Source organism: Paracoccus sp. PAR01, assembly GCF_014851995.1.
GTDB lineage: Bacteria > Pseudomonadota > Alphaproteobacteria > Rhodobacterales > Rhodobacteraceae > Paracoccus > Paracoccus litorisediminis.
Genome location: NZ_JACVAW010000001.1, coordinates 377,746 through 401,200, shown reverse-complemented (window position 1 = coordinate 401,200; position 23,455 = coordinate 377,746). Strand labels below are relative to the sequence as shown.

The window sequence follows — 23,455 nt, the reverse complement described above, 5'->3', positions numbered from 1 at the left end:
CATGCAGGACCTGCCGAAAATGATAGGCCCTTTTCGGGGTTGTTCAATGCCGTCCGGGCGACGACTGGGGGAAAAGGACGCGCGCCCAATTCGCAGGCGCAACGCGCTGAAATGCGGCATGGTTGCCATGACGTTGCGCCATGGTCACGCGACGTGTAGAACCTGACCGATTATAAGAAGGTTAAGGAGCCGTCTATGCGCAGAGTTGTCGTCACCGGCCTTGGGATGGTCACGCCGCTGGCCTCGGGGGTCGAGGAGACCTGGAAGCGCCTTCTGGCGGGAGAATCCGGAGCCGGACCCATTACGCGGTTCGATGCAAAAGATGTTACGACCAAATATGCCTGCGAAATTCCCTTTGGCGACGGCACGGACGGCACGTTCAACCCGGACGAGTGGATGGAGCCGAAGGACCGTCGCAAGGTCGATGACTTCATCCTGTACGGCATGGCTGCCGCGACGCAGGCGGTGAAGGATTCCGGCTGGGAGCCGCAGACCACCGAGGATTTCGAACGCACCGGCGTCATGATCGGCGCGGGGATCGGCGGTCTGGCCTCGATCGCGGAAACCGCGGTGCTGATCAAGGAACGCGGGCCGAAGCGGGTTTCGCCCTTCTTCATTCCCGGCGCGCTGATCAACCTTGTCTCGGGTCAGGTCTCGATCCGTTTCGGCTTCAAGGGTCCGAACCACGCGGTGGTCACCGCCTGCTCGACCGGGGCGCATGCCATCGGTGATGCGGCGCGGCTGATCGGCTTTGGCGATGCCGACGTGATGATCGCGGGCGGCGCGGAAAGCCCGATCTGCGAGATCGGCGTGGCGGGCTTCAACGCCTGCAAGGCGCTCAGCACCAAGCGCGAGAACGATCCCAAATCGGCCAGCCGTCCCTGGGACGAGGACCGCGACGGCTTCGTCATGGGCGAAGGCGCGGGCGTTGTCGTCCTTGAGGAATACGAGCACGCGAAAGCGCGCGGCGCGAAAATCTATGCCGAGGTGCTGGGTTACGGCATGTCGGGCGACGCCTATCACATCACCGCCCCCAGCGAGGATGGCGATGGCGGTTTCCGCAGCATGACCAATGCGTTGAAGCGCGCGGGGATCACGGCGGCGGATCTGGATTACATCAACGCGCATGGTACTTCGACCATGGCCGACGTGATCGAGCTGGGCGCGGTCGAGCGTCTGCTGGGCGATGCGGCGGGGAATGTCGTCATGTCCTCGACCAAGTCGTCGATCGGTCACCTGCTGGGTGCAGCGGGCGCGGTCGAGGCGATCTTCTGCATTCTGGCGATCCGTGACCAGATCTGCCCGCCGACGATCAACCTGGACAATCCGGCCCGCGAAACCAAGATCGATCTGGCCGCCAATGCGGCGGTGCGCCGCAAGGTGGACTATATCCTGTCCAACAGCTTCGGCTTTGGCGGGACCAATGCCAGCCTGGTGATGGGGCGCGTCAAGGAATGATCTGGCGCCATATCGTTTCGAACTTCCTGACGCTGCTGATCGTGATCCTGATCGCGATCGCGGCGGCGGTTGCCTGGGCCAAGCATCAGTATTTTGCCCCCGGACCCAGCGCCACGGCGCAATGCGTGCGTGTCGCTCCGGGCGCGAGTCTGTCCGAGGTCAGCGACCAGCTGGTTCAGCAGGGGGTCGTCTCGAATGGCTATATCTTCCGGGCGGGCACGGATTATCTGGGCAAGTCGCGCGGGCTGAAATACGGCTCGCATCTGGTGCCGCCCGGTTCCAGCATGGAGCAGGTGGTCGATCTTCTGTCCTCGGGCGGGGCTTCGACCTGCGGGGTTGAACTGGTGTTGCGCGTCGGCGTGCGCGAGAATTCCGTCATCCTGCGCGATCTGGACCCGGCAACGGGCCAGATGACCGAGCAGGCGAAGTACAACCCGGCCACCGAACCCGCCCCCGAAGCGGTCGCCGCCGCTGAAAAGGCCGCCGATTCGCGTCTGCGAATCACCGTGGCCGAGGGCGTGACCAGCTGGCAGATCGTCGAGGCGCTGAAGCAGGCGCCCTATATGTCGGGCAATATCGCCAAGGTTCCCGCCGAGGGAACGCTTGCGCCCGACACTTATGACATCCAGCAGGGCGCGGACCGGGCGCAGCTGATCGCCGAAATGGAGAAGCGGCAGTCGAACTTCCTTGCCGCGGCATGGGAAAAGCGCGCAGCGGATGTGCCCTACAAGACGCCGCAGGAAGCGCTGACCATGGCCTCGATCATCGAGAAGGAAACCGCCGTTCCCGACGAGCGCCGGGTCGTGGCCAGCGTATTCGTGAACCGGTTGGGCCGCGGCATGCGGCTGGAGACCGACCCCACCGTGATCTATGGCATCACCAAGGGCGAGGGCGTTCTGGATCGTGGCCTGCGCGGATCGGAACTGCGCCGGCGCACGCCCTATAACACCTATGTCATTCAGGGCCTGCCGCCGGGACCGATCGCCAATCCGGGCAAGGCCTCGATCGAGGCGGCGCTGGACCCCGAGGAGACGGAATACGTGTTCTTTGTCGCCGATGGCACGGGCGGACATGCCTTTGCCCGCACGCTGCAGGAGCATAACGAGAATGTCGCGCGCTGGCGGGTCATCGAGCGCGAGCGCGGGCAGCAGATTTCCCCGGTTCAGGGCAACTAGATTCGGGTGTCGCGGGGGCGATTCCGCCCCCGTTGCGCGCGGCGAACGCATGGGTGTTGCGCAGGGCAATTCATTGTTTCGCAAGGAAAATTAGCGAATAGTGAATGCAACCTTGGGTTTATCGTTGACTTGGCGAACGCCCTAAGGTAGAAAGTATACATGCTGGGAGAAATGGGCAAGCGGCCGGGTCGATGACCTGGGCCGCTTTTTTCATGTCTCGCTCGTGCGGACAGCACACGAGGGCAGGGCGGTACACGATGACGATGAACTTCGATCCGGGGCCGGGCGCTCCGGAAGGGCCTTACGTGCCCGGCGTCGATCTGGCGTCTGACACGGATGTTCTGGAGATCGCGGACGGGATCTTTCGATCCTATGCGGTGGATCTGCACAAGCTGCGCCTGAAGATCCAGGCGGGTGAAACCGATGAGTTGAAGGAATCCGGCAGACTGGCTCGCGACCTGAGGGCCGCGGCCCATATGGTGCTGGAGGAAAGGGGCAAGGTTGACAAGCTTCGCAAGGACGCTGCCGGAAATGTCGGTGCAGGCGCACTCGACCTTGCCGCGGCACGAGATGAAATCGGGCGCAGGCTGGCTCGCTTGCGCGGGGCAGCAGGAGGTTGACGACTTCCTTGGCGGGCTCAGTGACAATGCCTTGGCGGCGCTGCCATGGATATTTGATTTCTGGGCCCTGCCGCACCAGCTGCCCCCCGAGGGCGACTGGAAGACATGGGTGATCATGGGTGGACGCGGCGCGGGCAAGACCCGCGCCGGGTCGGAATGGGTGCGCGCCCAAGTCGAGGGCGCGACGCCCGAAGCGTCGGGTCGCGCACAGAGGGTGGCGCTGGTCAGCGAGACCTTTGATCAGGCCCGCGACGTCATGGTCTTTGGCGATTCAGGCATTCTGGCCTGTTCGCCGCCTGACCGCCGCCCGGTATGGGAAGCCGGGCGGCGCAGGCTGGTCTGGCCGAATGGTGCGACCGCGCAGGTGTTCTCGGCCCATGAACCCGAGGCGCTGCGCGGTCCGCAATTCGATGCGGCCTGGGTCGATGAACTGGCCAAGTGGAAGAAGGCCGAGGACAGCTGGGATATGCTGCAATTCGCGCTGCGGCTGGGTGAGCATCCACAGCAGGTCGTCACCACCACGCCGCGCAATGTGGCGGTGCTGAAGCGGATTCTGGGCAATGCCTCGACCGTAACGACGCATGCACCGACGGAAGCGAACCGCGCCTATCTGGCCGAGAGCTTTCTGGCCGAGGTCGAGAGCCGTTATGCCGGGACACGGCTGGGGCGGCAGGAATTGGAGGGCCTGCTGCTGGACGATGTCGAGGGTGCGCTGTGGACGACCCAGACCATCGAGGCGTGTCGGCTGGATGCCGCGCCGCGCCTGTCCCGGATCGTCGTCGCGGTCGATCCGGCGGTGACGGGCGGGGCAGGCGCGGACGAATGCGGGATCGTGGTGGCGGGCGTCATGGCCGAGGGGCCGGTGACATCATGGCGGGGCTATGTGCTGGAGGATGCCACCATCCGGGGCGGGCCGACCGACTGGGCGCGGGCCGCCATTGCCGCGATGGACCGGCATGGCGCCGAGCGGTTGGTGGCCGAGGTGAACCAAGGCGGCGATCTGGTCAAGAGCGTGATCCGGCAGATTGATCCTCTGGTGCCGTTCCGGGCGCTGAGGGCGGGGCGGGGCAAAGGGCTGCGTGCCGAGCCGGTCGCTGCGCTTTACGAGCAGGGGCGCATCCATCACCTGCGCGGGCTTGGCACGTTGGAGGACCAGATGTGTCGCATGACCGTGCGGGGCTATGAGGGCAAGGGCTCGCCCGACCGGCTGGATGCGCTGGTCTGGGCAATCCATGAGCTGATGATCGAACCAGCAGCCAGTTATCGTCGTCCGCAGGTGCGAGGGCTGTAGTTCTGCCGGGGGCTGGGGCCCTGTGGGTTAGTTGCACGAGACAAAAGACGGGTCGCGAGAGCGGCCCTTTTTTCTTGGGATTTCAGGAGGAGCCGATGGCATTTCCCTGGTTCGGGCGGGCCGCTGCCGCCCCCGTTGAAGTCGAGAAGAAGGCCAGCGCGACCGGGAAGGTGGTCGCCCTGGCCGCCGGTTCCGGTCGGGTGGTCTGGTCGCCCCGGGATACGGTGTCGCTGACCCGGTCGGGTTTCGTGAACAACCCGGTGGGCTTTCGTGCCGTGCGGCTGATCGCCGAGGCGGCAGCGGCGGTACCGCTGATCTGTCAGGACCGAGAGCGGCGCTATGACATGCATCCGGTGCTGGACCTGCTGCGACGGCCGAATGCCGGGCAGGGCCGGGCTGAGCTGTTCGAGGCGCTGATCGGACAGATCCTGCTGTCGGGCAGCGGCTATCTGGAAGCCGTGGGCGAAGGGGCGAAGGGGTTGCCGGCCGAGCTGCATGTGCTGCGCTCGGATCGGATGTCGATCGTTCCGGGGGCCGATGGTTGGCCGGTCGCCTATGAATATGGCGTCGGCGGGCGGAGCTATCGGTTTGACATGACCGGCAGTCCCGATCCGATCTGCCATATCCGCAGTTTTCATCCGCTGGATGACCATTACGGGCTGTCGCCGATGCAGGCAGCGGCCATTGCGGTCGATGTCCATAACAGCGCCTCGGGCTGGTCCAAGGCGCTGCTGGACAATGCGGCGCGGCCCTCGGGGGCGATCATCTACAAGGGGGCGGATGGGCAGGGCAGCCTGTCGCCGGACCAGTATGATCGGCTGGTGACCGAGATGGAGATGCATCATCAGGGCGCGCGCAATGCCGGGCGGCCGATGCTGCTGGAAGGCGGGCTGGACTGGAAGCCGATGGGGTTCAGCCCCAGCGACATGGAGTTTCAGGAAACCAAGCAGGCCGCCGCGCGCGAGATTGCGCAGGCCTTCGGTGTGCCCCCCATGCTGCTGGGGATCCCCGGCGAGGCGACCTATGCCAATTACGCCGAGGCGCACCGGGCCTTCTATCGGCTGACGGTGCTGCCGCTGGTGTCGCGGGTGGCCAGTGCGCTGGCCTGGTGGCTGAGCGAACATCTGGGCGCCGAAGTCGATCTGCGGGCCGATCCCGATCAGGTTCCGGCGCTGGCCGAAGAGCGCGACCAGCAATGGCGGCGTATCGGCGAGGCGGCGTTCCTGACCGAGGCCGAGAAGCGCGTGGCGCTGGGCCTGCCTCCGCTTGCGATGGAGGGGTGAATGGAGGGCTCGCGTTTCGTCAAGGAGCCCTTCGACTGGCACGACCAGCGCATCGATACGCAGGACCGGATCATGGCGCTGCAATTCGGGCAGGTCGAGCGCCGGGTGGAGCGGATCGAGGCGCTGATCGAGGGATTGGAGCGGCGGTTGTGGATGACGGTCTATGGCGTCGTGGCCGTGATCCTGACCCAGGCGGTGCAGTCGATCCTGCAATTCGGACCGAAAGGAGGGTGACTTGGAATCAATTAGTTACGGGATAGAGCTGAAGTACGCAGCTGGCGCGCAGATCGTCAGCGACGGGGCGCAGATCGAGGGCTATGCCAGCCTGTTCGGGCTGACCGACCAAGGTGGCGACATCGTCCAGAAGGGCGCCTATGCGGCCAGTCTGAAGCGGCTGGCGGCGCGGGGCGACAAGGTTCGGATGCTGTGGCAGCACGATCCGACGCGGCCCATCGGCGTCTGGGACGAGATCCGCGAGGATGAGAAGGGCCTGTGGGTCAAGGGGCGGCTTCTGCCTGAGATCGCACAGGCCCGCGAGGCGGCGGCGCTGATTGCCGCGGGCGCGATCGACGGGCTGTCGATCGGCTATCGCACCATTTCCGCAGAGCGCGACGGCAAGGGCCGCCGCCTGCTGAGCGAGGTCGAGCTGTGGGAGGTGTCGCTGGTCACCTTCCCGATGCTGGCCGAGGCCAAGGTCGGCCGCAAATCCGACCGGGCTCTTGAGATGGCGGCGGCGTTCCGCGCCGCGACCATGGCGCTGCGCGCCGAATGAGGTTCATCGCAACGGAGGGGACCATGACCGAGGCGAAAGCCGCGGCCGGGGCGGACATGCCCGGCGACCTGGGAAGCGAAATGCTGGGGTTCGTTAATGAACTCAAGGCATTCCGCACGGATATTCAGAAACGACTGGAAGCACAGGAAGAACGTATGACCATGCTGGACCGCAAAACCATCCTGCGCTCGCGCGCGCCCCTCTCGGTCGAGGCCGATGCCGGTGCGCCGCATCAGAAGGCGTTCGACGCCTATATCCGCCACGGCGACGACGACGCGCTGCGTGGCCTGCCGATGGAAGGCAAGGCCATGTCCACCACCAGCGACGGTGGTTTCCTTGCCGCGCCGACCGTGGCGCTGCAGGTGCAGGAGGCGCTGAACGTCACTGCCTCGCTGCGTCGCGTCGCCAATGTCGTGACCGTGGAATCGGCCAATTTCGAGATGCTGGTCGATATGGGCGACATCGCCAGCGGCTGGTCGACCGAGGCCACCGCGCAGGCCGAAACCGGCACCTCGACCGTGCAGCGTGTGGTCATCCCGGTGCACGAACTGTCGGCCATGCCCAAGGCCAGCCAGCGCCTGCTGGATGACGCGGCCTTCGATGTCGAGACTTGGCTGGCCGGTCGCATCGCCGAGAAATTCGCCCGTGCCGAAGCCACCGCCTTTATCAGCGGCGACGGGGTCAACAAGCCCAAGGGTTTTCTGACTCATGCCCGCGCGGCCAATGCCTCGGCGACGAATGTGCAGATCGGCACGATCCCTTCGGGTGCGACCGGCGATTTCGCGGCGACCAATCCGGCCAATGCGCTGATTGATCTGGTCTATGCGCTGTCCGCGCAGTTCCGGGCCAATGCGAACTTCGTGATGAACTCGAAGACTGCAGCAGCGGTGCGCAAGATGCGCGACACCGATGGTCGTTTCCTGTGGTCGGACTCGCTGGCGATGGGGCAGCCTCCGCAGCTGCTGGGCTATCCGGTGCTGCTGTGTGAGGACATGCCCGACATTGCCAGCGGTTCGGCCTCGATCGCGTTCGGCGACTTCACCTCGGCCTACACGATCGTCGAGCGGCCTGACCTGCGGGTGCTGCGCGATCCCTTCTCGGCCAAGCCGCATGTCCTGTTCTATGCGACCAAACGCGTCGGCGGCGGTGTGACCGATGCCCGCGCAATCAAGCTGATGATCTTCGGCTGATCTGAGGCCGGAGGGGGCCGCGCATCGCCTGTCCACTTGACCGGCTGAGCAACTGTCCGCGCGCGCGAGAGTGGATCTGCGCGGCCCCGATCTGAATCCGAAGATTTCCGCGCAGCACGAGAGGCGAGGTTCCAAGATGATGCTTGTGGAGTTGACGGCCCCGGCGGCGGATGTGCTGCCGGTGGCGGAGTTGCGCGATCACCTGCGGCTGGGGTCGGGCTTCGACATCGCGGCTGATCCGGCCGAGACGGCGGCGCTTGCAGGGTTCCTGCGCGCGGCCATCGCCACGATCGAAGCGCGCACGGGCAAGGTGCTGCTGTCGCGGCAGTTCCGATTGCGGCTGGACGACTGGCGCGACCCCGAGGGCCAGCCCTTGCCGCTGGCTCCGGTGGCTTCGGTCGATCAGGTCGAGATCGACAATGGCACCGGGAAAGTCACCGTGCTTGATCCGGCGGGTTGGCGTCTGCTGCCCGACATGCAGCGTCCGCTGCTGATCCCGCGATCAGCCTTTCTGCCGGTCATTCCCGATGCGGGCTTTGTGACGATCACGTTCCGTGCCGGTTTCGGTCTGGCCTGGAGTGCGGTTCCCGCCGATCTGGCGCAGGCGGTGCTTCTGCTGGCGGCGCGCTATTACGAAGATCGGAGCTTCGAGGGTTCGCAGGCGGCCATGCCATTCGGTGTCAGTGCGCTGATCGAACGCTGGCGCGCGGTCCGGGTGCTGGGAGGGCGCGGCAAGTTGCGCGGACGGGCATGAAGGCCCCGCGTCTGACGATCCCGCTGGAACTTGAGGCGCAAGAGCGCGTGCCCGACGGCATGGGTGGCTTTGTTCATGGCTGGAAGCGGGTCGGTCGGATCTGGGCCGAGATGCGCGTGGGCTCCGGTGGGGAACAGTCCTATGGCCTTGGCGCGCAAAGCGTTGTCGTCTGGCGGATTACCGTCCGGGCTGCGCGGGCGGGCGATTCACGACGACCGGGGGCGGGGCAGCGACTGTCCCTGGGCGCGGGTGCCGCCCGGCGAAGCTTTCGCATCGAGGCCGTGGCCGAGACCGACCCCGGTCAGCGCTATCTGATCTGTTACGCGAAAGAGGAGGTGGCGGCATGAGCTTTGCGGCTTCGGTTGCGCTTCAGGCCGCCGTCTATCAGGCGCTGCGGCAGCATGAGGCGCTGGGCCAACTTGTCGGCGATGCGATCTATGATGCGCTGCCGGTCGAGGCGCCTTCTGGAACGCATGTCGCGCTGGGTCAGGATGATGTCCGCGACGCGGGTGACGCGACGGGGGCGGGGTCGGCTCATGACTTCACCGTTTCGGTCCTGTCAGGGGCCGGGGCTGGCTTTAGCGAGGTCAAGATGGCTGCGGCTGCCGTGACGGATGCGCTGGAAGGCGCGGCGCTTGCTCTGGGCCGGGGGCATCTGGTCGGCCTGTGGTTTCTGCGGTCCCGCGCGAAGCGGACTGAAAACGGCGCTGGACGGCGGGTCGACCTGACCTTTCGCGCGCGCATTGATCTGGGTTGAGGAGAAACGACATGGCGGTGCAGCAAGGACGCGACCTGCTGATCAAGATGGACATGACCGGCGACGGGCATTTCGAAACGGTCGCGGGTCTGCGCGCGACGCGGATTTCCTTCAATGCCGAGACGGTGGATGTCACCAGCATCGAAAGCGAAGGCCGTTGGCGCGAGCTTCTGGGAGGTGCCGGGGTGCGTTCGGCCTCGATCTCGGGGTCGGGGGTGTTTCGGGATGGCACGACCGATGAGCGCGCGCGGCAGGTGTTTTTCGACGGTGAGGTTCCGCGCTTTCAGGTGGTGATCCCGGATTTTGGCAATGTCGAGGGACCGTTCCAGATCACCAGTCTTGAATATTCCGGCAATTATAATGGCGAGGCGACTTATGAGATTTCCCTGGCAAGCGCCGGCGCGCTCAGCTTCGTCTCGCTCTGACATGGTGAACCCCTGGGCGGGTGAGGTCGAGATCTGGCTGGACGGTGCGGCCCATTCGGCGAAGCTAACGCTGGGCGCCTTGGCCGAGCTTGAGGAGACGCTGGGGGCCAGCAGCATGATCGCGCTGATCGAGCGGTTTGAGGGCGGGTCCTTTTCCAGCCGCGACGTGATGGCGGTGCTGGTTGCGGGTCTGCGCGGGGGTGGCTGGGCGGGCGGCATGGATGAGTTTCTTGCCGCCGAATTGCGGGGTGGACCGGTTCAGGCGGCGCATCTGGCGGCGCAGCTGCTGGGACGCGCCTTTCGTTCCGATGGCGTCTGAGGATGCGTGGGCTTGATTGGCCCGGTCTCATGAAGATGGGGATGGGGCCGGAACGGATGGGCGGTCTTGGGCTGACACCTGCGATGTTCTGGTCCCTGACGCCTGCGGAACTGGCCTTGATGCTGGGGTTCGAAGCCAGCGTCACTGCCGGCATGACGCGGGACCGCCTGGCGGAGCTTGCAGCGCGTTATCCCGATGCGCCGCGCTCGCCGGGCGGAAATAGCTGACAGTTCAAAGGAGTGCCGGTGGTGAATCTGGGGGAAGACGACGGCAGCTCGTATGAGCGTGCCATAAGCGACAGTGGACAGGTGACGGCGGCATTCGAGCAGGAGCTGAGCCGCCTGCGCGAATCCATACTGTTTACCGGCCGCGAGGTGAACTCGCTGAGTTCGGGGATCAGCAGCGGGTTGCGCAGGGCCTTTGCCGGTCTGGTGCTGGACGGGGCGAAGCTGTCCGATGCCTTGCAGACCGTCGCGCGTAGCATGGTGGACACGGCCTTTTCGCTGGCGATGAAGCCGGTCAATCAGGCGCTGGCCGGGGCAATCTCGGAAGGGGTGACGGGGCTGGTTTCGGGCGCGATGCCCTTTGCCGATGGCGGGGCCTTTACGCAGGGGCGGGTGATGCCCTTTGCCAAGGGCGGTGTGGTCGGTTCGCCGACCTATTTCCCGATGCGCGGCGCGACCGGGCTGATGGGTGAGGCCGGGCCCGAGGCGATTATGCCGCTGCGTCGAGGTGCGGATGGCAAGCTGGGCGTCGCATCGGCGGGGGGCGGTCGGCCCGTGAACGTCACATTCAACATCTCGACCCCCGATGTCGCGGGCTTTCAGCGGTCGCAATCGCAGATGGCGGCACAGCTTGGCCGTGTGCTGGCGCAGGGCGAAAGGAACAGGTGAGACATGGCATTTCACGAGGTGAGTTTTCCGGCCAACCTGTCATTCGGCTCGTTGGGTGGACCAGAACGGCGCACCGAGATTGTCGCGCTGACGAATGGCCACGAGGAGCGCAGCACACCTTGGGCCCATTCCCGACGGCGCTATGACGCGGGGATGGGGCTGCGGTCGCTGGACGACGTGGCAAGACTGATTGCGTTTTTCGAAGCGCGTGCGGGTCAGTTGCACGGATTTCGCTGGAAGGATTGGGCGGACTTCAAATCTTCGACCCCCAGCGCGGCGCCGGGTCCGCAGGATCAGCAGATCGGACGCGGTGACGGGGTGCGGAGGAGCTTCGCGCTACGCAAATCCTATCAGTCCGGGCCGGCCCGCTACTGGCGACCTATCGTGAAGCCGGTGGCGGGGACAGTGCTGATGGCTGTCGGTGGCATCGAATTGCGCGACACGGTGGACTTCAATGTCGACCCCGCGACCGGCACGCTGACCTTCAGCGCGCCGCCCGAGGACGGGGCCGAAATCACTGCGGGTTTCGAGTTCGAAGTGCCGGTGCGCTTCGATACAGACCGCATCGCGGTCTCGGTGTCGTCGTTTCAGGCGGGTGAGTTGCCTCAGGTCCCGGTGATCGAGGTGCGGATATGAAGGGCGAGACAATCGCACGCGCATGGGGCGTGACCCGTCAGGACGGCCTTGTTCTGGGCTTTACCGATCACGACCGGGTGCTGGAATTCGAGGGGATTTCATTTCGTCCTGAAAGCGGGCTGAGCGCCAAGGCGGTAGTCCAGTCCTCGGGGCTTTCGGTCGACAATACCGAAGCGGTCGGCGTCCTGTCGGACGGGGCCATCACCGAGGTTGATCTGCTGGCAGGACGCTGGGACAGCGCCGATGTGCGGCTGTGGGATGTCGATTGGAGCAATCCCTCGAACCGCAGGCTGATCTTTCGCGGCAGATTGGGAGAAGTGTCGCGAAGCGGCGGCGCCTTTAAGGCGGAATTGCGTGGGCTGTCCGAGCCGTTGAACCGTACGCAGGGCCGCGTTTATCATCCGCGTTGTTCGGCAGAATTGGGTGACGGGCGTTGCTGCTTTCAAACTGAAAAGCCAGGTTACTGGGCCGAGGGCGTGATCCACAGCCATGATGAGGGACAGAGTTTCAGGCTGACGGGCATTGCCGGGCATGAGGCGCGGTGGTTTGAGCGCGGCGAGTTGATCGTCCAGTCTGGCGCTGCAGAGGGCCTGCGCGGTGTGGTCAAGCTGGATCTGCCTCAATCCGGAGGGCCGCGTGAGGTTGAGCTTTGGAGCGGGCTTGGGCTGCATCCGCAGCCCGGTGACCGTGTCAGGTTGATCACCGGCTGTGACAAACGCGCCGAAACGTGCCGTCTGAAATTTTTGAATTTCATGAATTTCAGGGGCTTTCCTCATTTGCCGCCCGAGGATTGGCTGATCGCGCCGCAGGTGAACCGATGAGTGCAGCGATCGTGGCTGCGGCCCGTTCGTGGATCGGCACGCCCTATGTCCATCAGGCCTCGGCCAAAGGGGCAGGCACGGATTGTCTGGGCCTGATCCGGGGCATCTGGCGCGAGTTTCACGGTGCCGAGCCGATGGTGCTGCCAGCCTATACGCCCGACTGGGGCGAAACGGATGATGAGGAATTGCTGATCGGCGGGGCGCTGCGTTTTCTGCGTCCCACCTCTGACGAAGCCCCTGGCGACGTGCTGATCTTTCGCATGCGATCGGGGGCCATCGCGAAGCATATGGGAATTCTGGCGCATACCGGAGCCGAGGCCAGCTTCATCCATGCCTATGACCGGCATGGCGTGGTGGAAAGCCCGCTATCGGCACCCTGGCGGTCACGGATCGCCGGAAGGTTCAGGTTCCCGCCAACGATCTAAGCGGAGATAAGCGCAATGGCGACGTTACTGCTGGCTGCCGCCGGTGCCTCTTTGGGTGCGGGTTTCGGTGGCACTGTCCTTGGCCTGTCGGGGGCCGTTATCGGCCGTGCGGTCGGCGCGACCATTGGCCGGGCGCTGGATCAACGGCTGCTCGGATCGGGATCAAAGGCGGTCGAAACGGGTAGGGTTGATCGCATGCGGATTCAGACCGCGGGCGAGGGCACACCCATTCCGCGGATCTGGGGACAGATGCGCGTACCGGGTCACACGATCTGGGCCGGACCGTTGGTCGAGGTGCGCAGCAAACAGGGTGGCGGCAAAGGCTCGTCGCCCAGCGTGACCGAGATCGGCTACCGCTTGAGCTTTGCCTTGGCCCTATGTGAGGGGCCGATCCTTGGCGTGGGACGGGTGTGGGCGGACGGCGAGGAGGTCGCGCCGGATGAGCTGAACATGCGTGTCTATCGAGGCGATGAACAGCAACTGCCCGATCCGGCCATCCGCGCGCAGGAAGGTGACGACGCCCCGGCCTATCGCGGTATCGCCTATGTCGTGCTGGAGGATCTGGGGCTTGAGCGCTGGGGAAACCGCGTGCCGCAGTTGTCCTTCGAAGTGACGCGTGCCGCACGTGAGGGACGCGGGCTTTCGCGTGAGGTCAGGGCGGTTGCGATCATCCCCGGCACGGGCGAGTATTCGCTGGCCACGACTCCGGTCAGCCATGATTTCGGTCTGGGTGAAACGCAGGTGGTCAACCGCAACACGCCTCTGGCACCGACCGATTTTGAAGCGTCGATGCGCACGCTGGGTCGAGAGCTGCCGAATGTCGGCTCGGTGTCGCTGGTTGTGTCCTGGTTTGGCGATGATCTGCGTGTTGGTCAGTGCCAAATCCGACCCAAGGTCGAGGACGTGACCCGCGATGGTCGCGAAATGGGCTGGCGTGCAGGCGGGATTGACCGCGATGACGCGATGGAGGTCGCCCGACTCGACGGACGGCCTGTCTATGGCGGAACACCTTCGGACGGATCGGTGATCGAGGCCTTGCGGGCGATTGCGGGGGATGGCCGCAAGGCAGTTTTTTATCCTTTCATTCTGATGGAACAGCTATCCGGCAACGGTAAGCCTGACCCGTGGAGCGGGGCCTCCGATCAGCCGGTCATGCCATGGCGTGGCCGGATGACCAGCAGCATTGCGGCGGGTCGGCCCGGTAGCCCTGCGAAAACCAAGGCTGCAACCGAAGAAGTCTTGCGGTTTTTCGGGACCGCGCGGGCGGTCGATTTCACGCGCTCGGGTGATCGGATCAGCTATTCGGGGCCGGATGAATGGTCCTATCGCCGCTTCATTCTGCATTACGCTCATCTATGTGCGGCTGCGGGCGGGATCGACGCATTCCTGATTGGCTCGGAGATGATCGGGCTGACCCAGATCCAAGGCGAGGGGGCAAGCTTTCCCGCTGTTGCGGAGTTGCGCAGACTGGCCGCTGATGTGCGCGGCATTCTTGGGGATGCGGTCAAGATCGGCTATGCGGCTGATTGGTCCGAATATTTCGGATACCACCCGGCGAATGGCGATGTGTTCTTTCACCTCGACCCGCTTTGGGCGGACGCGAACATCGATTTCATCGGCATCGACAATTACATGCCGCTGTCGGACTGGCGCGAGGGCGAAGACCATCTGGACGCCCATTGGGAGCGCATCGACAATCCCGCCTATCTGAAAAGCAATATCCTCGGCGGTGAAGGCTACGACTGGTATTATGCGCGGGACGAGGACCGGCAGGCGCAGGTCAGAAGCCCGATCCGGGACGGGCAGTTCCACGAACATTGGTTGTGGCGTTTCAAGGATATCCGGAACTGGTGGCTGAACGAGCACCATGACCGGGTGGGTGGTCGACGCCTGACGCAGCCCAGTGATTGGGTGCCCGGTTCGAAACCGGTCTGGTTCACCGAGATGGGCTGTGCGGCGATCGACAAGGGCACGAACCAGCCCAACAAATTCCTTGATGCGATGAGTTCGGAATCGTCGTTGCCCTGGTTTTCGACTGGGCGGCGCGATGATCTGGTCCAGGCAGCCTATGTCCGCGCCATGACCGAGTTCTGGTCGGATCCGGCAAATAACCCGGCCCGTGCTGCCCGCGGGCGGACGACTGCGGGTCGGATGATCGACATGGATCGCGCGCATGTCTGGTGCTGGGATGCCCGGCCGTTTCCTGCCTTTCCGGCGCGTCGAGATGTCTGGTCAGACGGCCCCGCATGGGAGCGTGGTCACTGGCTGAATGGCCGTGCGGGGGCCGTGCCCTTGACTGATGTCGTTGCCGAAATCTGCGCCGAGGCAGGTGTCGCCGCATTTGATGCCGAGGGGCTTTCGGGACTGGTGCGCGGCTATGCGATCAGCGGTGCGGAAAGCGGGCGTGCCGCGTTGCAACCGCTGATGCTCGCGCATGGTTTCGATGCGGTCGAAAGGGACGGCGTCCTGCGTTTCATGATGCGCGATGCCCGCATCGACGCCAAGCTGACGATAAATGATACGGCTGAGGCTGACGATGTGTCAGGTATCGAGCTTGCTCGATCGGGCGACGCCGAGCAGCCCGGTCGTGTCCGACTGACCCATGTCGAGGCCGAAAGCGACTATTCCACGCGGACGGCCGAGACACTGGTTCCCGGCGCTGAGTTCCTTGCCGTGTCGGATAGCGAATTGCCGATGGCAATGACGCGGGCCGATGGACAGGCGATGACCGATCGTTGGTTGTCGGAAACGCTGGTGGCGAGGGATACGATGCGCTTTGCCCTGCCGCCTTCAAAGGGGCATCTGGGGCCGGGGGATGTCGTGTTGATGGAGGATCGGCGGGGTAATACTCGTCGATGGCGCATTGACCGGCTTGAGCGAGCAGGCGCGCTGACGGTCGACGCAGTTCGTGTCGAGCCGGCAGTTTATCGCCCCTCAGTCTCTGTCGAAAGCGATAGCCGTGCGCGTGCCTTCGTGCCCCCCGTTCCGGTTCTGCCGGTGTTTCTGGACCTGCCGCTGCTCAGGGGCGACGAGAAGCCTCATGCACCACATCTGGCTGTCACTGCAACGCCTTGGCCAGGTTCGGTGGCGGTCTGGGTCGCGCCAGAAAGTACGGGCGGTTATGCCCGCAACATCGTGGTTCCCACGCCGTCTGTCATCGGGGTGACGCTGTCGCCGCTTGCCGCCGCGCGTCCCGGTGTGTGGGACAGGGGTGCGCCGCTGCGGGTAAAGGTCAAGGGCGGCACGCTGGAGGCTGCGACCGAAACCGCGTTGCGCAGTGGCGCAAACCTGCTGGCCATTGGCGACGGCTCGCCCGAAGGGTGGGAGTTGTTGCAGTTTCGCGATGCAACGCTGATCTCGGCGGGCACGTGGGAGATATCGACCCGATTGCGCGGGCAGGCAGGCACCGATGCGTTCATGCCAAATGTCTGGCCCTCGGGCAGCATGGTCGTGCTGCTGGACGGTGCGGCTGAGCAGGTTGAACTGGCCCCCAGCTCGCGCAATCAGATGCGCTATTGGCGGGTGGGTCCGGCGACGCGCAGTCCCGACGACCCTAGCTACCGTTCCGTGGCTGGGGCATTTCGAGGCGCGGGCCTGCGACCCCTGTCGCCCTGCCATCTGGCGGTCTCAGGGACGACCATCAGTTGGATCCGCCGTACGAGGATCGACGGCGACGGCTGGGACGGTCCCGATGTGCCCCTGGGTGAGGCCGAAGAACGCTACTCGGTCAGGCTGGTGCGCGATGGGGCCGTGCTTGCGCAATCGCTGACCGACGCCGCCCGTTGGACCGTACCTGCCGCGACATGGGCTGCGGCCCGCGCTGGCGGGAATTTTGTCGTGGAAGTCGCTCAACTCTCCGATGCCTTCGGGCCGGGACCCTTTGCGAGGATGCCGATCAATGTCTGATAACTCGACCACCAATCTGGGCTTGCCTCTGCTGCAACCGGCACAGGCACAAAAGCATGTCACGGTGAACGACGCGCTGATGCGTCTGGACGGGATGATGGACTTGGTTCTGCAAAGCACGACGCGCAATATGCCGCCGACCGTTGTTGTGGACGGGCAATGCTGGGCCGTACCTGCTGGCGCCATCAACGCATGGGAGGGGCAGGGCGGCAATGTCGCCATTGGCTCAAACGGCGGCTGGGTATTCGTGAAACCCGTTTTCGGGCGACGTGCCCTTATCGCCGATAAGGGTGTGATTGCGATCCATGACGGAACCGCCTGGGTTTTGGGTGCCGTCAGTCTGGGCCAGCACGGTTCGGGCATGATCGCGAACCAGTTGTCCGAAGACCTGACGCTGGGCACCGGCACCTCGACCACGACCAGTATCAGTATCCCGGCAGGGGCCATGGTGATCGGAGCAACAGCGCGGGTTCTGACGGCAATTACCGGCACGCTGAGCACATGGCAGCTTGGCAATGCGGATTCCACAAACCGTTTCGGAGAGGGGCTGGGCAAAGGCGTGGGTTCCTGGTCGCGGGGCATCCTCTCGGCCCCGATGACCTTCTGGAACGCGACTCCCCTGCGGTTGACCGCGACAGGGGGGCAATTCACCGGTGGAGTGGTCCGTATCGTCATCCATTGGTGGGAGTTGCGCCTGCCCAATTGAGCGGGTCTTTCGGCTGCCGCGGGTTTAAGCTAAAATCTTGTCCTGAACTCATGGACGGACGGCCCGCGATGAACCTGCATAACGAGATGGTCGAACCGCTTTCAGACGAGACGGGCGAGGGATCGCGCGTCTCGGTCTGGGCGCGGATCCAGCGCGAAGCACGGATCGCCGTTAGGGACGAGCCGCTGCTGGGTGCCTTGATCCATGCCGGATTGCTGCACCATTCAACCTTCGAGGCGGCGCTGGCCTATCGTTTCTCGCTCAAGCTTGCCTCACGCGAGATGAGCGAACAGATCCTGCGGGAAATCGCGGATGACGCGTTTTCCTGCGCGCCCGAACTGGGATTGGCCGCGAAGGCCGACCTGCTTGCGGTCTATGACCGCGATCCGGCAACGCATCGGCTGATGCAGCCGATCCTGTTCTTCAAGGGTTATCAGGCCCTGCAATCCTACCGGATCGGGCATTGGTTGTGGCAGCAAGGCCGTCACGACATGGCTTATTTCGTGCAGATGCGCTGCTCGGAGGTGTTTGGCGTCGATATTCACCCGGCGGCTCGTATCGGAACCGGCGTGATGATCGACCACGCGCATTCCATCGTCATTGGCGAAACCGCGGTTGTCGGCAATGATGTGTCCATGCTGCATTCGGTTACGCTGGGTGGAACCGGCAAGGAGGATGGCGACCGTCATCCCAAGATCGGCAACGGCGTGATGATCGGGGCAGGGGCCAAGGTTCTGGGCAACCTGCAGATCGGACACCATTCGCGGATCGCTGCGGGATCGGTCGTCCTGATGGATGTGCCGCCCTGCAAGACCGTAGCAGGCGTTCCCGCCCGCATCGTGGGCGATGCGGGCTGCGCCGATCCCTCGAACAGCATGAACCAGCTTCTGGGTCGCGAGGACCTTTTCTAGGGCGGTACCGCCCTAGAGCCAATCCTTGATGCCGCTGCCGGTCAGCTCGGGCAGGGTGATCTTTTCGCGAGCCAGCCGGTCGTCAAGTTCACGCGCGATCCGGTCGGCCAGCGAGAAGCCCTGATAGATCAGCGCCGAATAGATCTGCACCGCCGAGGCCCCTGCGCGCAACTTCTGCCATGCGTCCTCGGCCGACGAAATCCCCCCTACACCGATGATCGGCAGGCGTCCGGCGACCAGTTGGCTAAGCTTGGCCAAGACATGCGTCGAGGGACGCATCAGCGGTGTACCGGAGAGACCGCCGGTTTGCGGTGCGTGAGCCGACATCAGTCCTTCACGCGATAGCGTCGTGTTGGTCGCGATAATGCCATCGACCGGCGCAGCCAAGGCGACTGCCGCGATGTCGGCCAATCCCGCATCGTCCAGATCGGGAGCAATCTTGACGAAGACGGGCGGGCGGTTCGGCAGCGTGTCGCGCGCCTTGATGACCCCATCCAGCAAAGCGGCCAGTGCCTCCGGCCCCTGAAGATCGCGAAGCTTTTCGGTGTTGGGCGATGAGACGTTCACCGTCAGGAAGTCGGCGGTTTCCCCGGCCACGCGGACCACGGCGGCGAAATCGGCGCTTTTGTCAGCGCTGTCCTTGTTCGCTCCGATGTTCAGGCCGACCGGAATGCCGGCCGGATAGGCATTGGGGCGGCGCGCCATCCGCTCGGCGATGCGCTCGGCACCTTCATTGTTGAAGCCGAAACGGTTGATGATCGCGCGGTCCTCGGTCAACCGGAACAGGCGCGGCTTGGGATTGCCGGGCTGCGGGCGCGGGGTAGCCGCGCCGACCTCGACAAAGCCAAATCCTGCACGCATCAGCGCCGGCAGGGTGCGGGCGTTCTTGTCATAGCCGGCGGCCAGCCCGACCGGGTTTGCAAGCTCCAACCCCGCCAGTCGCAACCGTAGACGATCCGAGGTCGCAGGCTTGCCGGGCAGCGGCACAAGTCCGCGCTCCAGTGCCATGATCGACAAGTCATGCGCCTTTTCGGGGTCCAGCAAATGCAGCGAGGACAGGCCGATCCGCTCGATCAGGTTCATGCGAGGTCTCCGGTTTCGTGACCGTTTGGGCCAAGGGCGATAGGGCGCGACCAGATCACGTCATCGGCGCGCAGCTCTCGGTATAGATGCGGGAACAGGTCGCCGCCGCGCGAGGGCTCCCATCGGATACTATCCAACTCCTCGGATTCCAACGCCAGCAGGTGCAACCCGTCTTCGGCCGCGAAGTGCTTGGCCAATGTTCCGGGCAGTTGCTGTGCCGTGGACAGGTGGATGTAGCCGTCGGTCAGATCGACCGGGGCACCATGAGTGTGACCGTCGCGACGAAAGGCCGCGAACTCGGGTTCTCGAAGGACTTTATAGATCAGCATGGCGCGGTTCATGCGCCCCGTCCGCCGCCTCGTCAAGCGTCAAGCGCGTGCCGTTCCATGGTTGACGCATGACGACCCATCCCTAAGCTCGGCCCGAACAATTATCGGCGACGAGAGGGAATGATGAAACGCGCATTTCTGGTATCTGTGGCAAGCCTTGCCCTGAATGCGGGCGCAGCGCAGGCGGATTACACGCTGCATGTCCTGCATATCAATGACTTCCACAGTCGGATCGAGTCGATCAACAAATATGACGCGACTTGCGACGCCGAGACCTTGGCCAAGAACGAATGCTTTGGAGGCGTGGCGCGGCTGGCGACCAAGATCAACGAGCTGCGCAACCAGTTGAAATCCGAGGGGCAGAACGTGGTCGTCCTTGATGCGGGCGATCAGTATCAGGGCAGCCTGTTCTATACGACCTACAAGGGCAAGGACACGGTCGAGTTCATGAACGCGATCGGGTTTGACGCGATGGCGGTCGGTAACCACGAGTTCGATGACGGACCTGCCGGGCTGCAACTGCTGGCCGAGGGCGTCAAGTTTCCGGTTATCTCGGGCAATCTCGACCTGTCGCAGTCGCCGGAACTGAAGGGCAAGGTTGGTGACAAGCTGACGCTAGAGGTCGGTGGCGAAAAGATCGGCATCGTTTCGGCTTTGGCGATGGACACGCCCGAAACTGCCTCGCCCGGCGATAAGGTGATTTTCCAGGACGACATCGACAGCCTCAAGGCCAATGTGCAGGAGCTGACCGATGCCGGTGTCAGCAAGATCCTTGCGTTGACCCATGAGGGCTACAAGCGCGATCAGGAAATCGTTGCCGAGGTCGGCGGCATTGACGCGTTGATTGGCGGTCACAGCCATACGCTTCTGGGCGATATGGACGGAGCGGAAGGTCCCTATCCGACGGTTGCCAAGGGGCCGGATGGAGAAGTGCCGATCGTGACAGCCTATGCCTACGGCAAATATCTAGGCCATCTGACGCTGACCTGGGATGACACTGGCACGCTGGTCAAGGCCGAGGGGCAGCCGATCCTGCTGGACGGCTCAATCGCCGAGGATCCGACCCTCGCCGCCCGCGTCAAGGAAATGGCCGCTCCTATCGAAAAGCTGAAGCAGAAGCTGGTCGCCGAAACCAAGGCCCCCATCGACGGCAGTCGCGAGACCTGTCGTCAGAAGGAATGCGAGATGGGCGTGGTCGTCGCCGACGCCATGCTGGATCGCGTCAAGGCGCAGGGCGTGACGGTTGCCATCGCGAATGGCGGCGGCTTGCGCGCGTCGATTGATGCCGGGCCGGTGACCATGGGCGAAGTCCTGTCGGTCCTGCCTTTCCAGAACACGCTGTCGACCTTCAAGTTGAAGGGCGCGGATATCGTCGCGGCGCTGGAAAACGGGGCGAGCCAGTATGACGACCAAGCGGGCCGTTTCGCGCAGGTTGCAGGGTTGAAATATACGGTCGATCCCAAGGCCGAAGTCGGCAAGCGGATTTCTGATGTGCAGGTCCGCGACGGCGATGCCTGGAAGCCGATCGACCTGGCCGCCAGTTATGGCGTGGTGTCCAACAATTACATGCGCGGCGGCGGAGACGGCTACAAGATCTTTGCGACCAATGCGACCGAGGCCTATGACTTCGGTCCGGACCTTGCGGATGTACTTGCCGAGTACCTGGCCAAATCCGGACCGGGCTTTGTGCCCGAGCTTGACGGGCGCATTACCGTTAAATGATCCCGCTCAGGGCTGCTCCTTCCGTTCGGAAGGGGCGCCCTCCAGTTCGGCCAGCAGAAAGCGTTCGAAATCGTCCAGATCCACGGGCTCGAACTGGCCGAAGCCCTGCATCCAGACCGAGGCGCTGCGCAGCCCTTCGGGTTCCAGCTTGCACCAGATGATCCGCCCGCGCCGCTCTTGCCGGATCAGTCCCGCCGTCACCAGCACGGCAAGGTGCTTCGAGATCGCAGCCAAGCTGACCTCGAATGGCGCGGCCACATCCGTCACCGCCATGTCATCCTCCAGCAACATGCCAAGGATCGCCCGCCGCGTCGGATCGGCTAGGGCGGCGAAAATTATGTCCAGACTGGGGTTTTGCGGGGCCATCTATGCTTACTTAACTGCTGGGTTGAATATGGACCCTTGCACCTCCGGCCCGCAACCCTTGGAAACCGTTCAGCACCGGTGACGCTAAACATAACAAAGTCAGATAGTTGCGCAAAACCTCTGCTTGCTTGACTTAAACCCCTCCAGCACCTATCACCGCGCCAACCGATAACGGGGGTGTGAGCCATGGCCGAAGATGACGACCATGAAGCTGCGCGTGCCCGAGACGCGGAGCGACTGCGCCAGCTGGAAGCCAAATTGGGCGACAAGGTGGTGCGGGAAGCGGGCTCGCGCGGAGAGGAACATTTCAGTCAGGCCAATATGGCTTGGCGCATGGTGACCGAACTTGTAGCCGGACTGGGCATCGGGTTCGGGATCGGATTTGGGCTGGACACCTTGTTCGGCACGACGCCGCTCCTGATGGTCGTCTTCGTGCTTCTGGGCCTTGCGGCCGGGATCAAGACGATGATGCGGACGGCGAAAGAGATTGGCAAGGAGCCGGGGCACGCCGGCGACGACGAGGGTAAATGACGATGGCGACAGAAGAACACAGTGAAGGTCTGGTTTTCCACCCGATGGACCAGTTCACCGTCAAGCCGCTATTCGGCGGCACCGACGTGCATTGGTACACGCCGACCAACGCCACGCTGTGGATGGGTCTGGCCGCGCTGTGCATCATCGGTCTGCTGGTCTTCGGGACCCGTGGTCGCGCCATCATCCCGAACCGTATCCAGTCCATCGCCGAGCTGATGTACGGCATGGTCCGCAAGATGGTCGAGGATATCACCGGCAAGGAAGGCCTGAAGTACTTCCCGTACATCATGACGCTGTTCTGCTTCATCCTGTTCGCTAACGCTCTGGCCCTGCTGCCGATGTCCTTCTCGCCGACCTCGCAGATCGCCGTCACCGCCGTCCTTGCGCTGTTGGTCTTTGTTGGCGTCACCGTTCTGGGCTTCGTCAAGAACGGCACTCATTTCCTCGGCCTGTTCTGGGTCAGCTCGGCTCCGGCGCTGATGCGCCCCGTGCTGGCGGTGATCGAACTGATCTCGTACTTTGTGCGCCCGGTCAGCCATTCCATTCGTCTTGCCGGCAACATCATGGCAGGCCACGCCGTCATGAAAGTGTTCGCGGCCTTCGCCGGCGCGGCCCTGCTTGCGCCCGTGTCGATCCTGGCGATCGTCGGCGTCTATGCGCTGGAGGTGCTTGTCGTCACCATCCAAGCCTATGTCTTCACTATCCTGACCTGCGTCTATCTGAAGGACGCCCTGCATCCGTCGCACTAAGCGCCGGACCCGCAAATCAGGAAAATCGAAACCCTTTCCAAAGCCTCAAGGAGCATGAATATGGAAAATCTGGGTCAACTGGGACAGTACCTCGGCGCCGGTCTGGCTTGCATCGGTATGGCCGGCGCTGCCATGGGTGTGGGCAACGTTGCTGGCAACTACCTGGCCGGCGCTCTGCGTAACCCTTCGGCTGCTGCTTCGCAAACCGCCACGCTGTTCATCGGCATGGCCTTCGCTGAAGCCCTGGGCATCTTCTCGTTCCTGGTCGCGCTGCTGCTGCTGTTCGCAGTCTGATCCTTTTGCCATCCTTGCGGTTGGGTGGGGGCGTTG

The 23,455-nt window shown here is 64.0% G+C and carries 28 protein-coding genes; 25 read left to right on the top strand and 3 right to left on the bottom strand.

Annotation, left to right across the window (positions count from 1 at the left end; all coding sequences use genetic code 11):
• The first annotated feature begins 195 nt into the window (after nucleotides 1-195).
• From fabF to cysE, 21 genes are all read left to right on the top strand, one after another.
• Nucleotides 196-1,458, top strand: a complete 1,263-nt coding sequence (gene fabF, locus IB235_RS02090; RefSeq protein WP_192335240.1) for a beta-ketoacyl-ACP synthase II — start codon at nucleotides 196-198, stop codon at nucleotides 1,456-1,458.
• Nucleotides 1,455-2,633, top strand: a complete 1,179-nt coding sequence (gene mltG, locus IB235_RS02085) for an endolytic transglycosylase MltG (RefSeq protein ID WP_192335237.1) — start codon at nucleotides 1,455-1,457, stop codon at nucleotides 2,631-2,633. The genes fabF and mltG overlap by 4 nt, the downstream gene beginning before the upstream one ends.
• Nucleotides 2,634-2,890: 257 nt before the next feature.
• The gene (locus tag IB235_RS02080; protein ID WP_192335234.1) at nucleotides 2,891-3,253 is read left to right on the top strand and encodes a permease; all 363 of its coding nucleotides are present in this window, start codon (nucleotides 2,891-2,893) and stop codon (nucleotides 3,251-3,253) included.
• The gene (locus IB235_RS02075) at nucleotides 3,204-4,544 is read left to right on the top strand and encodes a DNA-packaging protein (protein ID WP_192335904.1); all 1,341 of its coding nucleotides are present in this window, start codon (nucleotides 3,204-3,206) and stop codon (nucleotides 4,542-4,544) included. The genes IB235_RS02080 and IB235_RS02075 overlap by 50 nt, the downstream gene beginning before the upstream one ends.
• A gap of 95 nt (nucleotides 4,545-4,639) precedes the next feature.
• On the top strand, nucleotides 4,640-5,827 hold the full coding sequence (locus IB235_RS02070; RefSeq protein WP_192335231.1) for a phage portal protein: 1,188 nt from the start codon (nucleotides 4,640-4,642) through the stop codon (nucleotides 5,825-5,827).
• Nucleotides 5,828-6,061 (top strand): hypothetical protein, encoded by a 234-nt coding sequence (locus tag IB235_RS02065; RefSeq protein WP_192335227.1) that lies wholly within the window; start codon nucleotides 5,828-5,830, stop codon nucleotides 6,059-6,061. It abuts the gene before it with no gap.
• A gap of 1 nt (nucleotide 6,062) precedes the next feature.
• Nucleotides 6,063-6,599, top strand: a complete 537-nt coding sequence (locus IB235_RS02060) for an HK97 family phage prohead protease (protein ID WP_225612019.1) — start codon at nucleotides 6,063-6,065, stop codon at nucleotides 6,597-6,599.
• A 23-nt stretch (nucleotides 6,600-6,622) separates the two neighbouring features.
• On the top strand, nucleotides 6,623-7,789 hold the full coding sequence (locus IB235_RS02055; RefSeq protein WP_192335224.1) for a phage major capsid protein: 1,167 nt from the start codon (nucleotides 6,623-6,625) through the stop codon (nucleotides 7,787-7,789).
• Nucleotides 7,790-7,925: 136 nt separating this feature from the next.
• On the top strand, nucleotides 7,926-8,543 hold the full coding sequence (locus tag IB235_RS02050; protein ID WP_192335221.1) for a phage head-tail connector protein: 618 nt from the start codon (nucleotides 7,926-7,928) through the stop codon (nucleotides 8,541-8,543).
• Nucleotides 8,540-8,890: a head-tail adaptor protein gene (locus IB235_RS02045; protein ID WP_192335218.1), complete on the top strand. Its 351-nt coding sequence runs from the start codon at nucleotides 8,540-8,542 to the stop codon at nucleotides 8,888-8,890. Before IB235_RS02050 ends, IB235_RS02045 begins: the two co-directional genes overlap by 4 nt.
• Nucleotides 8,887-9,300 carry a DUF3168 domain-containing protein gene (locus tag IB235_RS02040; RefSeq protein ID WP_192335215.1) on the top strand — a complete coding sequence of 138 codons (414 nt, stop codon included), beginning with the start codon at nucleotides 8,887-8,889 and terminating at the stop codon, nucleotides 9,298-9,300. Before IB235_RS02045 ends, IB235_RS02040 begins: the two co-directional genes overlap by 4 nt.
• A gap of 11 nt (nucleotides 9,301-9,311) precedes the next feature.
• Nucleotides 9,312-9,725, top strand: a complete 414-nt coding sequence (locus tag IB235_RS02035) for a phage major tail protein, TP901-1 family (RefSeq protein ID WP_155037943.1) — start codon at nucleotides 9,312-9,314, stop codon at nucleotides 9,723-9,725.
• A 1-nt stretch (nucleotide 9,726) separates the two neighbouring features.
• Nucleotides 9,727-10,044 carry a gene transfer agent family protein gene (locus tag IB235_RS02030; RefSeq protein ID WP_155037942.1) on the top strand — a complete coding sequence of 106 codons (318 nt, stop codon included), beginning with the start codon at nucleotides 9,727-9,729 and terminating at the stop codon, nucleotides 10,042-10,044.
• Between the two features lie 2 nt (nucleotides 10,045-10,046).
• Complete coding sequence (locus IB235_RS02025) at nucleotides 10,047-10,271, top strand: phage tail assembly chaperone (RefSeq protein WP_192335212.1); 225 nt, start codon at nucleotides 10,047-10,049, stop codon at nucleotides 10,269-10,271.
• A 27-nt stretch (nucleotides 10,272-10,298) separates the two neighbouring features.
• Nucleotides 10,299-10,937 (top strand): phage tail tape measure protein, encoded by a 639-nt coding sequence (locus IB235_RS02020; RefSeq protein WP_225612059.1) that lies wholly within the window; start codon nucleotides 10,299-10,301, stop codon nucleotides 10,935-10,937.
• A gap of 3 nt (nucleotides 10,938-10,940) precedes the next feature.
• Nucleotides 10,941-11,573, top strand: a complete 633-nt coding sequence (locus IB235_RS02015) for a DUF2460 domain-containing protein (RefSeq protein ID WP_192335206.1) — start codon at nucleotides 10,941-10,943, stop codon at nucleotides 11,571-11,573.
• Nucleotides 11,570-12,394, top strand: a complete 825-nt coding sequence (locus tag IB235_RS02010) for a DUF2163 domain-containing protein (RefSeq protein WP_192335203.1) — start codon at nucleotides 11,570-11,572, stop codon at nucleotides 12,392-12,394. The genes IB235_RS02015 and IB235_RS02010 overlap by 4 nt, the downstream gene beginning before the upstream one ends.
• Nucleotides 12,391-12,819, top strand: a complete 429-nt coding sequence (locus IB235_RS02005; RefSeq protein ID WP_192335200.1) for an NlpC/P60 family protein — start codon at nucleotides 12,391-12,393, stop codon at nucleotides 12,817-12,819. Before IB235_RS02010 ends, IB235_RS02005 begins: the two co-directional genes overlap by 4 nt.
• A gap of 15 nt (nucleotides 12,820-12,834) precedes the next feature.
• Entirely contained in the window at nucleotides 12,835-16,725 is a 3,891-nt protein-coding gene (locus IB235_RS02000; protein ID WP_192335196.1) for a glycoside hydrolase TIM-barrel-like domain-containing protein, read from the top strand.
• The gene (locus IB235_RS01995; RefSeq protein WP_192335193.1) at nucleotides 16,718-17,431 is read left to right on the top strand and encodes a DUF2793 domain-containing protein; all 714 of its coding nucleotides are present in this window, start codon (nucleotides 16,718-16,720) and stop codon (nucleotides 17,429-17,431) included. The genes IB235_RS02000 and IB235_RS01995 overlap by 8 nt, the downstream gene beginning before the upstream one ends.
• 86 nt (nucleotides 17,432-17,517) lie before the next feature.
• Nucleotides 17,518-18,342 carry a serine O-acetyltransferase gene (cysE, locus tag IB235_RS01990; RefSeq protein WP_370576828.1) on the top strand — a complete coding sequence of 275 codons (825 nt, stop codon included), beginning with the start codon at nucleotides 17,518-17,520 and terminating at the stop codon, nucleotides 18,340-18,342.
• Between the two features lie 12 nt (nucleotides 18,343-18,354).
• Here cysE and IB235_RS01985 read toward each other — a convergent pair whose 3' ends face one another.
• Together IB235_RS01985 and IB235_RS01980 are read right to left on the bottom strand one after the other, a co-directional pair.
• Nucleotides 18,355-19,425, bottom strand: a complete 1,071-nt coding sequence (locus IB235_RS01985) for a quinone-dependent dihydroorotate dehydrogenase (protein WP_192335190.1) — start codon at nucleotides 19,423-19,425, stop codon at nucleotides 18,355-18,357.
• The gene (locus tag IB235_RS01980; protein WP_370576800.1) at nucleotides 19,422-19,766 is read right to left on the bottom strand and encodes a DUF952 domain-containing protein; all 345 of its coding nucleotides are present in this window, start codon (nucleotides 19,764-19,766) and stop codon (nucleotides 19,422-19,424) included. The genes IB235_RS01985 and IB235_RS01980 overlap by 4 nt, the downstream gene beginning before the upstream one ends.
• Nucleotides 19,767-19,877: 111 nt before the next feature.
• On the opposite strand from IB235_RS01980, the gene IB235_RS01975 reads away from it, so the two are divergent.
• Entirely contained in the window at nucleotides 19,878-21,476 is a 1,599-nt protein-coding gene (locus IB235_RS01975; RefSeq protein ID WP_192335187.1) for a bifunctional UDP-sugar hydrolase/5'-nucleotidase, read from the top strand.
• Between the two features lie 6 nt (nucleotides 21,477-21,482).
• Here the strand turns inward: IB235_RS01975 and IB235_RS01970 are convergent, their stop codons facing one another.
• Nucleotides 21,483-21,842 (bottom strand): metalloregulator ArsR/SmtB family transcription factor, encoded by a 360-nt coding sequence (locus tag IB235_RS01970; protein ID WP_192335184.1) that lies wholly within the window; start codon nucleotides 21,840-21,842, stop codon nucleotides 21,483-21,485.
• Nucleotides 21,843-22,028: 186 nt separating this feature from the next.
• Between IB235_RS01970 and IB235_RS01965 the strand changes: the two genes are divergently transcribed.
• The 3 genes from IB235_RS01965 to IB235_RS01955 are packed head-to-tail and all read left to right on the top strand — an operon-like array spanning nucleotide 22,029 to nucleotide 23,419.
• Complete coding sequence (locus IB235_RS01965; RefSeq protein WP_155037931.1) at nucleotides 22,029-22,373, top strand: AtpZ/AtpI family protein; 345 nt, start codon at nucleotides 22,029-22,031, stop codon at nucleotides 22,371-22,373.
• A gap of 2 nt (nucleotides 22,374-22,375) precedes the next feature.
• Nucleotides 22,376-23,125: a F0F1 ATP synthase subunit A gene (locus IB235_RS01960; protein ID WP_170297605.1), complete on the top strand. Its 750-nt coding sequence runs from the start codon at nucleotides 22,376-22,378 to the stop codon at nucleotides 23,123-23,125.
• A 60-nt stretch (nucleotides 23,126-23,185) separates the two neighbouring features.
• Nucleotides 23,186-23,419 carry a F0F1 ATP synthase subunit C gene (locus IB235_RS01955; RefSeq protein ID WP_114348568.1) on the top strand — a complete coding sequence of 78 codons (234 nt, stop codon included), beginning with the start codon at nucleotides 23,186-23,188 and terminating at the stop codon, nucleotides 23,417-23,419.
• The last annotated feature ends 36 nt before the right edge of the window (nucleotides 23,420-23,455 follow it).

Excerpts from the sequence above, each read along its gene's own strand:
- fabF (WP_192335240.1), top strand. The coding sequence starts at position 196 with ATGCGCAGAGTTGTCGTCACCGGCCTTGGGATGGTCACGCCGCTGGCC.
- mltG (WP_192335237.1), top strand. The coding sequence starts at position 1,455 with ATGATCTGGCGCCATATCGTTTCGAACTTCCTGACGCTGCTGATCGTG.
- IB235_RS02080 (WP_192335234.1), top strand. The coding sequence starts at position 2,891 with ATGACGATGAACTTCGATCCGGGGCCGGGCGCTCCGGAAGGGCCTTAC.
- IB235_RS02075 (WP_192335904.1), top strand. The coding sequence starts at position 3,204 with ATGAAATCGGGCGCAGGCTGGCTCGCTTGCGCGGGGCAGCAGGAGGTT.
- IB235_RS02070 (WP_192335231.1), top strand. The coding sequence starts at position 4,640 with ATGGCATTTCCCTGGTTCGGGCGGGCCGCTGCCGCCCCCGTTGAAGTC.
- IB235_RS02065 (WP_192335227.1), top strand. The coding sequence starts at position 5,828 with ATGGAGGGCTCGCGTTTCGTCAAGGAGCCCTTCGACTGGCACGACCAG.
- IB235_RS02055 (WP_192335224.1), top strand. The coding sequence starts at position 6,623 with ATGACCGAGGCGAAAGCCGCGGCCGGGGCGGACATGCCCGGCGACCTG.
- IB235_RS02050 (WP_192335221.1), top strand. The coding sequence starts at position 7,926 with ATGATGCTTGTGGAGTTGACGGCCCCGGCGGCGGATGTGCTGCCGGTG.
- IB235_RS02045 (WP_192335218.1), top strand. The coding sequence starts at position 8,540 with ATGAAGGCCCCGCGTCTGACGATCCCGCTGGAACTTGAGGCGCAAGAG.
- IB235_RS02040 (WP_192335215.1), top strand. The coding sequence starts at position 8,887 with ATGAGCTTTGCGGCTTCGGTTGCGCTTCAGGCCGCCGTCTATCAGGCG.
- IB235_RS02035 (WP_155037943.1), top strand. The coding sequence starts at position 9,312 with ATGGCGGTGCAGCAAGGACGCGACCTGCTGATCAAGATGGACATGACC.
- IB235_RS02030 (WP_155037942.1), top strand. The coding sequence starts at position 9,727 with ATGGTGAACCCCTGGGCGGGTGAGGTCGAGATCTGGCTGGACGGTGCG.
- IB235_RS02025 (WP_192335212.1), top strand. The coding sequence starts at position 10,047 with ATGCGTGGGCTTGATTGGCCCGGTCTCATGAAGATGGGGATGGGGCCG.
- IB235_RS02015 (WP_192335206.1), top strand. The coding sequence starts at position 10,941 with ATGGCATTTCACGAGGTGAGTTTTCCGGCCAACCTGTCATTCGGCTCG.
- IB235_RS02010 (WP_192335203.1), top strand. The coding sequence starts at position 11,570 with ATGAAGGGCGAGACAATCGCACGCGCATGGGGCGTGACCCGTCAGGAC.
- IB235_RS02005 (WP_192335200.1), top strand. The coding sequence starts at position 12,391 with ATGAGTGCAGCGATCGTGGCTGCGGCCCGTTCGTGGATCGGCACGCCC.
- IB235_RS02000 (WP_192335196.1), top strand. The coding sequence starts at position 12,835 with ATGGCGACGTTACTGCTGGCTGCCGCCGGTGCCTCTTTGGGTGCGGGT.
- IB235_RS01995 (WP_192335193.1), top strand. The coding sequence starts at position 16,718 with ATGTCTGATAACTCGACCACCAATCTGGGCTTGCCTCTGCTGCAACCG.
- cysE (WP_370576828.1), top strand. The coding sequence starts at position 17,518 with ATGGTCGAACCGCTTTCAGACGAGACGGGCGAGGGATCGCGCGTCTCG.
- IB235_RS01985 (WP_192335190.1), bottom strand. The coding sequence starts at position 19,425 with ATGAACCTGATCGAGCGGATCGGCCTGTCCTCGCTGCATTTGCTGGAC.
- IB235_RS01980 (WP_370576800.1), bottom strand. The coding sequence starts at position 19,766 with ATGAACCGCGCCATGCTGATCTATAAAGTCCTTCGAGAACCCGAGTTC.
- IB235_RS01975 (WP_192335187.1), top strand. The coding sequence starts at position 19,878 with ATGAAACGCGCATTTCTGGTATCTGTGGCAAGCCTTGCCCTGAATGCG.
- IB235_RS01970 (WP_192335184.1), bottom strand. The coding sequence starts at position 21,842 with ATGGCCCCGCAAAACCCCAGTCTGGACATAATTTTCGCCGCCCTAGCC.
- IB235_RS01965 (WP_155037931.1), top strand. The coding sequence starts at position 22,029 with ATGGCCGAAGATGACGACCATGAAGCTGCGCGTGCCCGAGACGCGGAG.
- IB235_RS01960 (WP_170297605.1), top strand. The coding sequence starts at position 22,376 with ATGGCGACAGAAGAACACAGTGAAGGTCTGGTTTTCCACCCGATGGAC.
- IB235_RS01955 (WP_114348568.1), top strand. The coding sequence starts at position 23,186 with ATGGAAAATCTGGGTCAACTGGGACAGTACCTCGGCGCCGGTCTGGCT.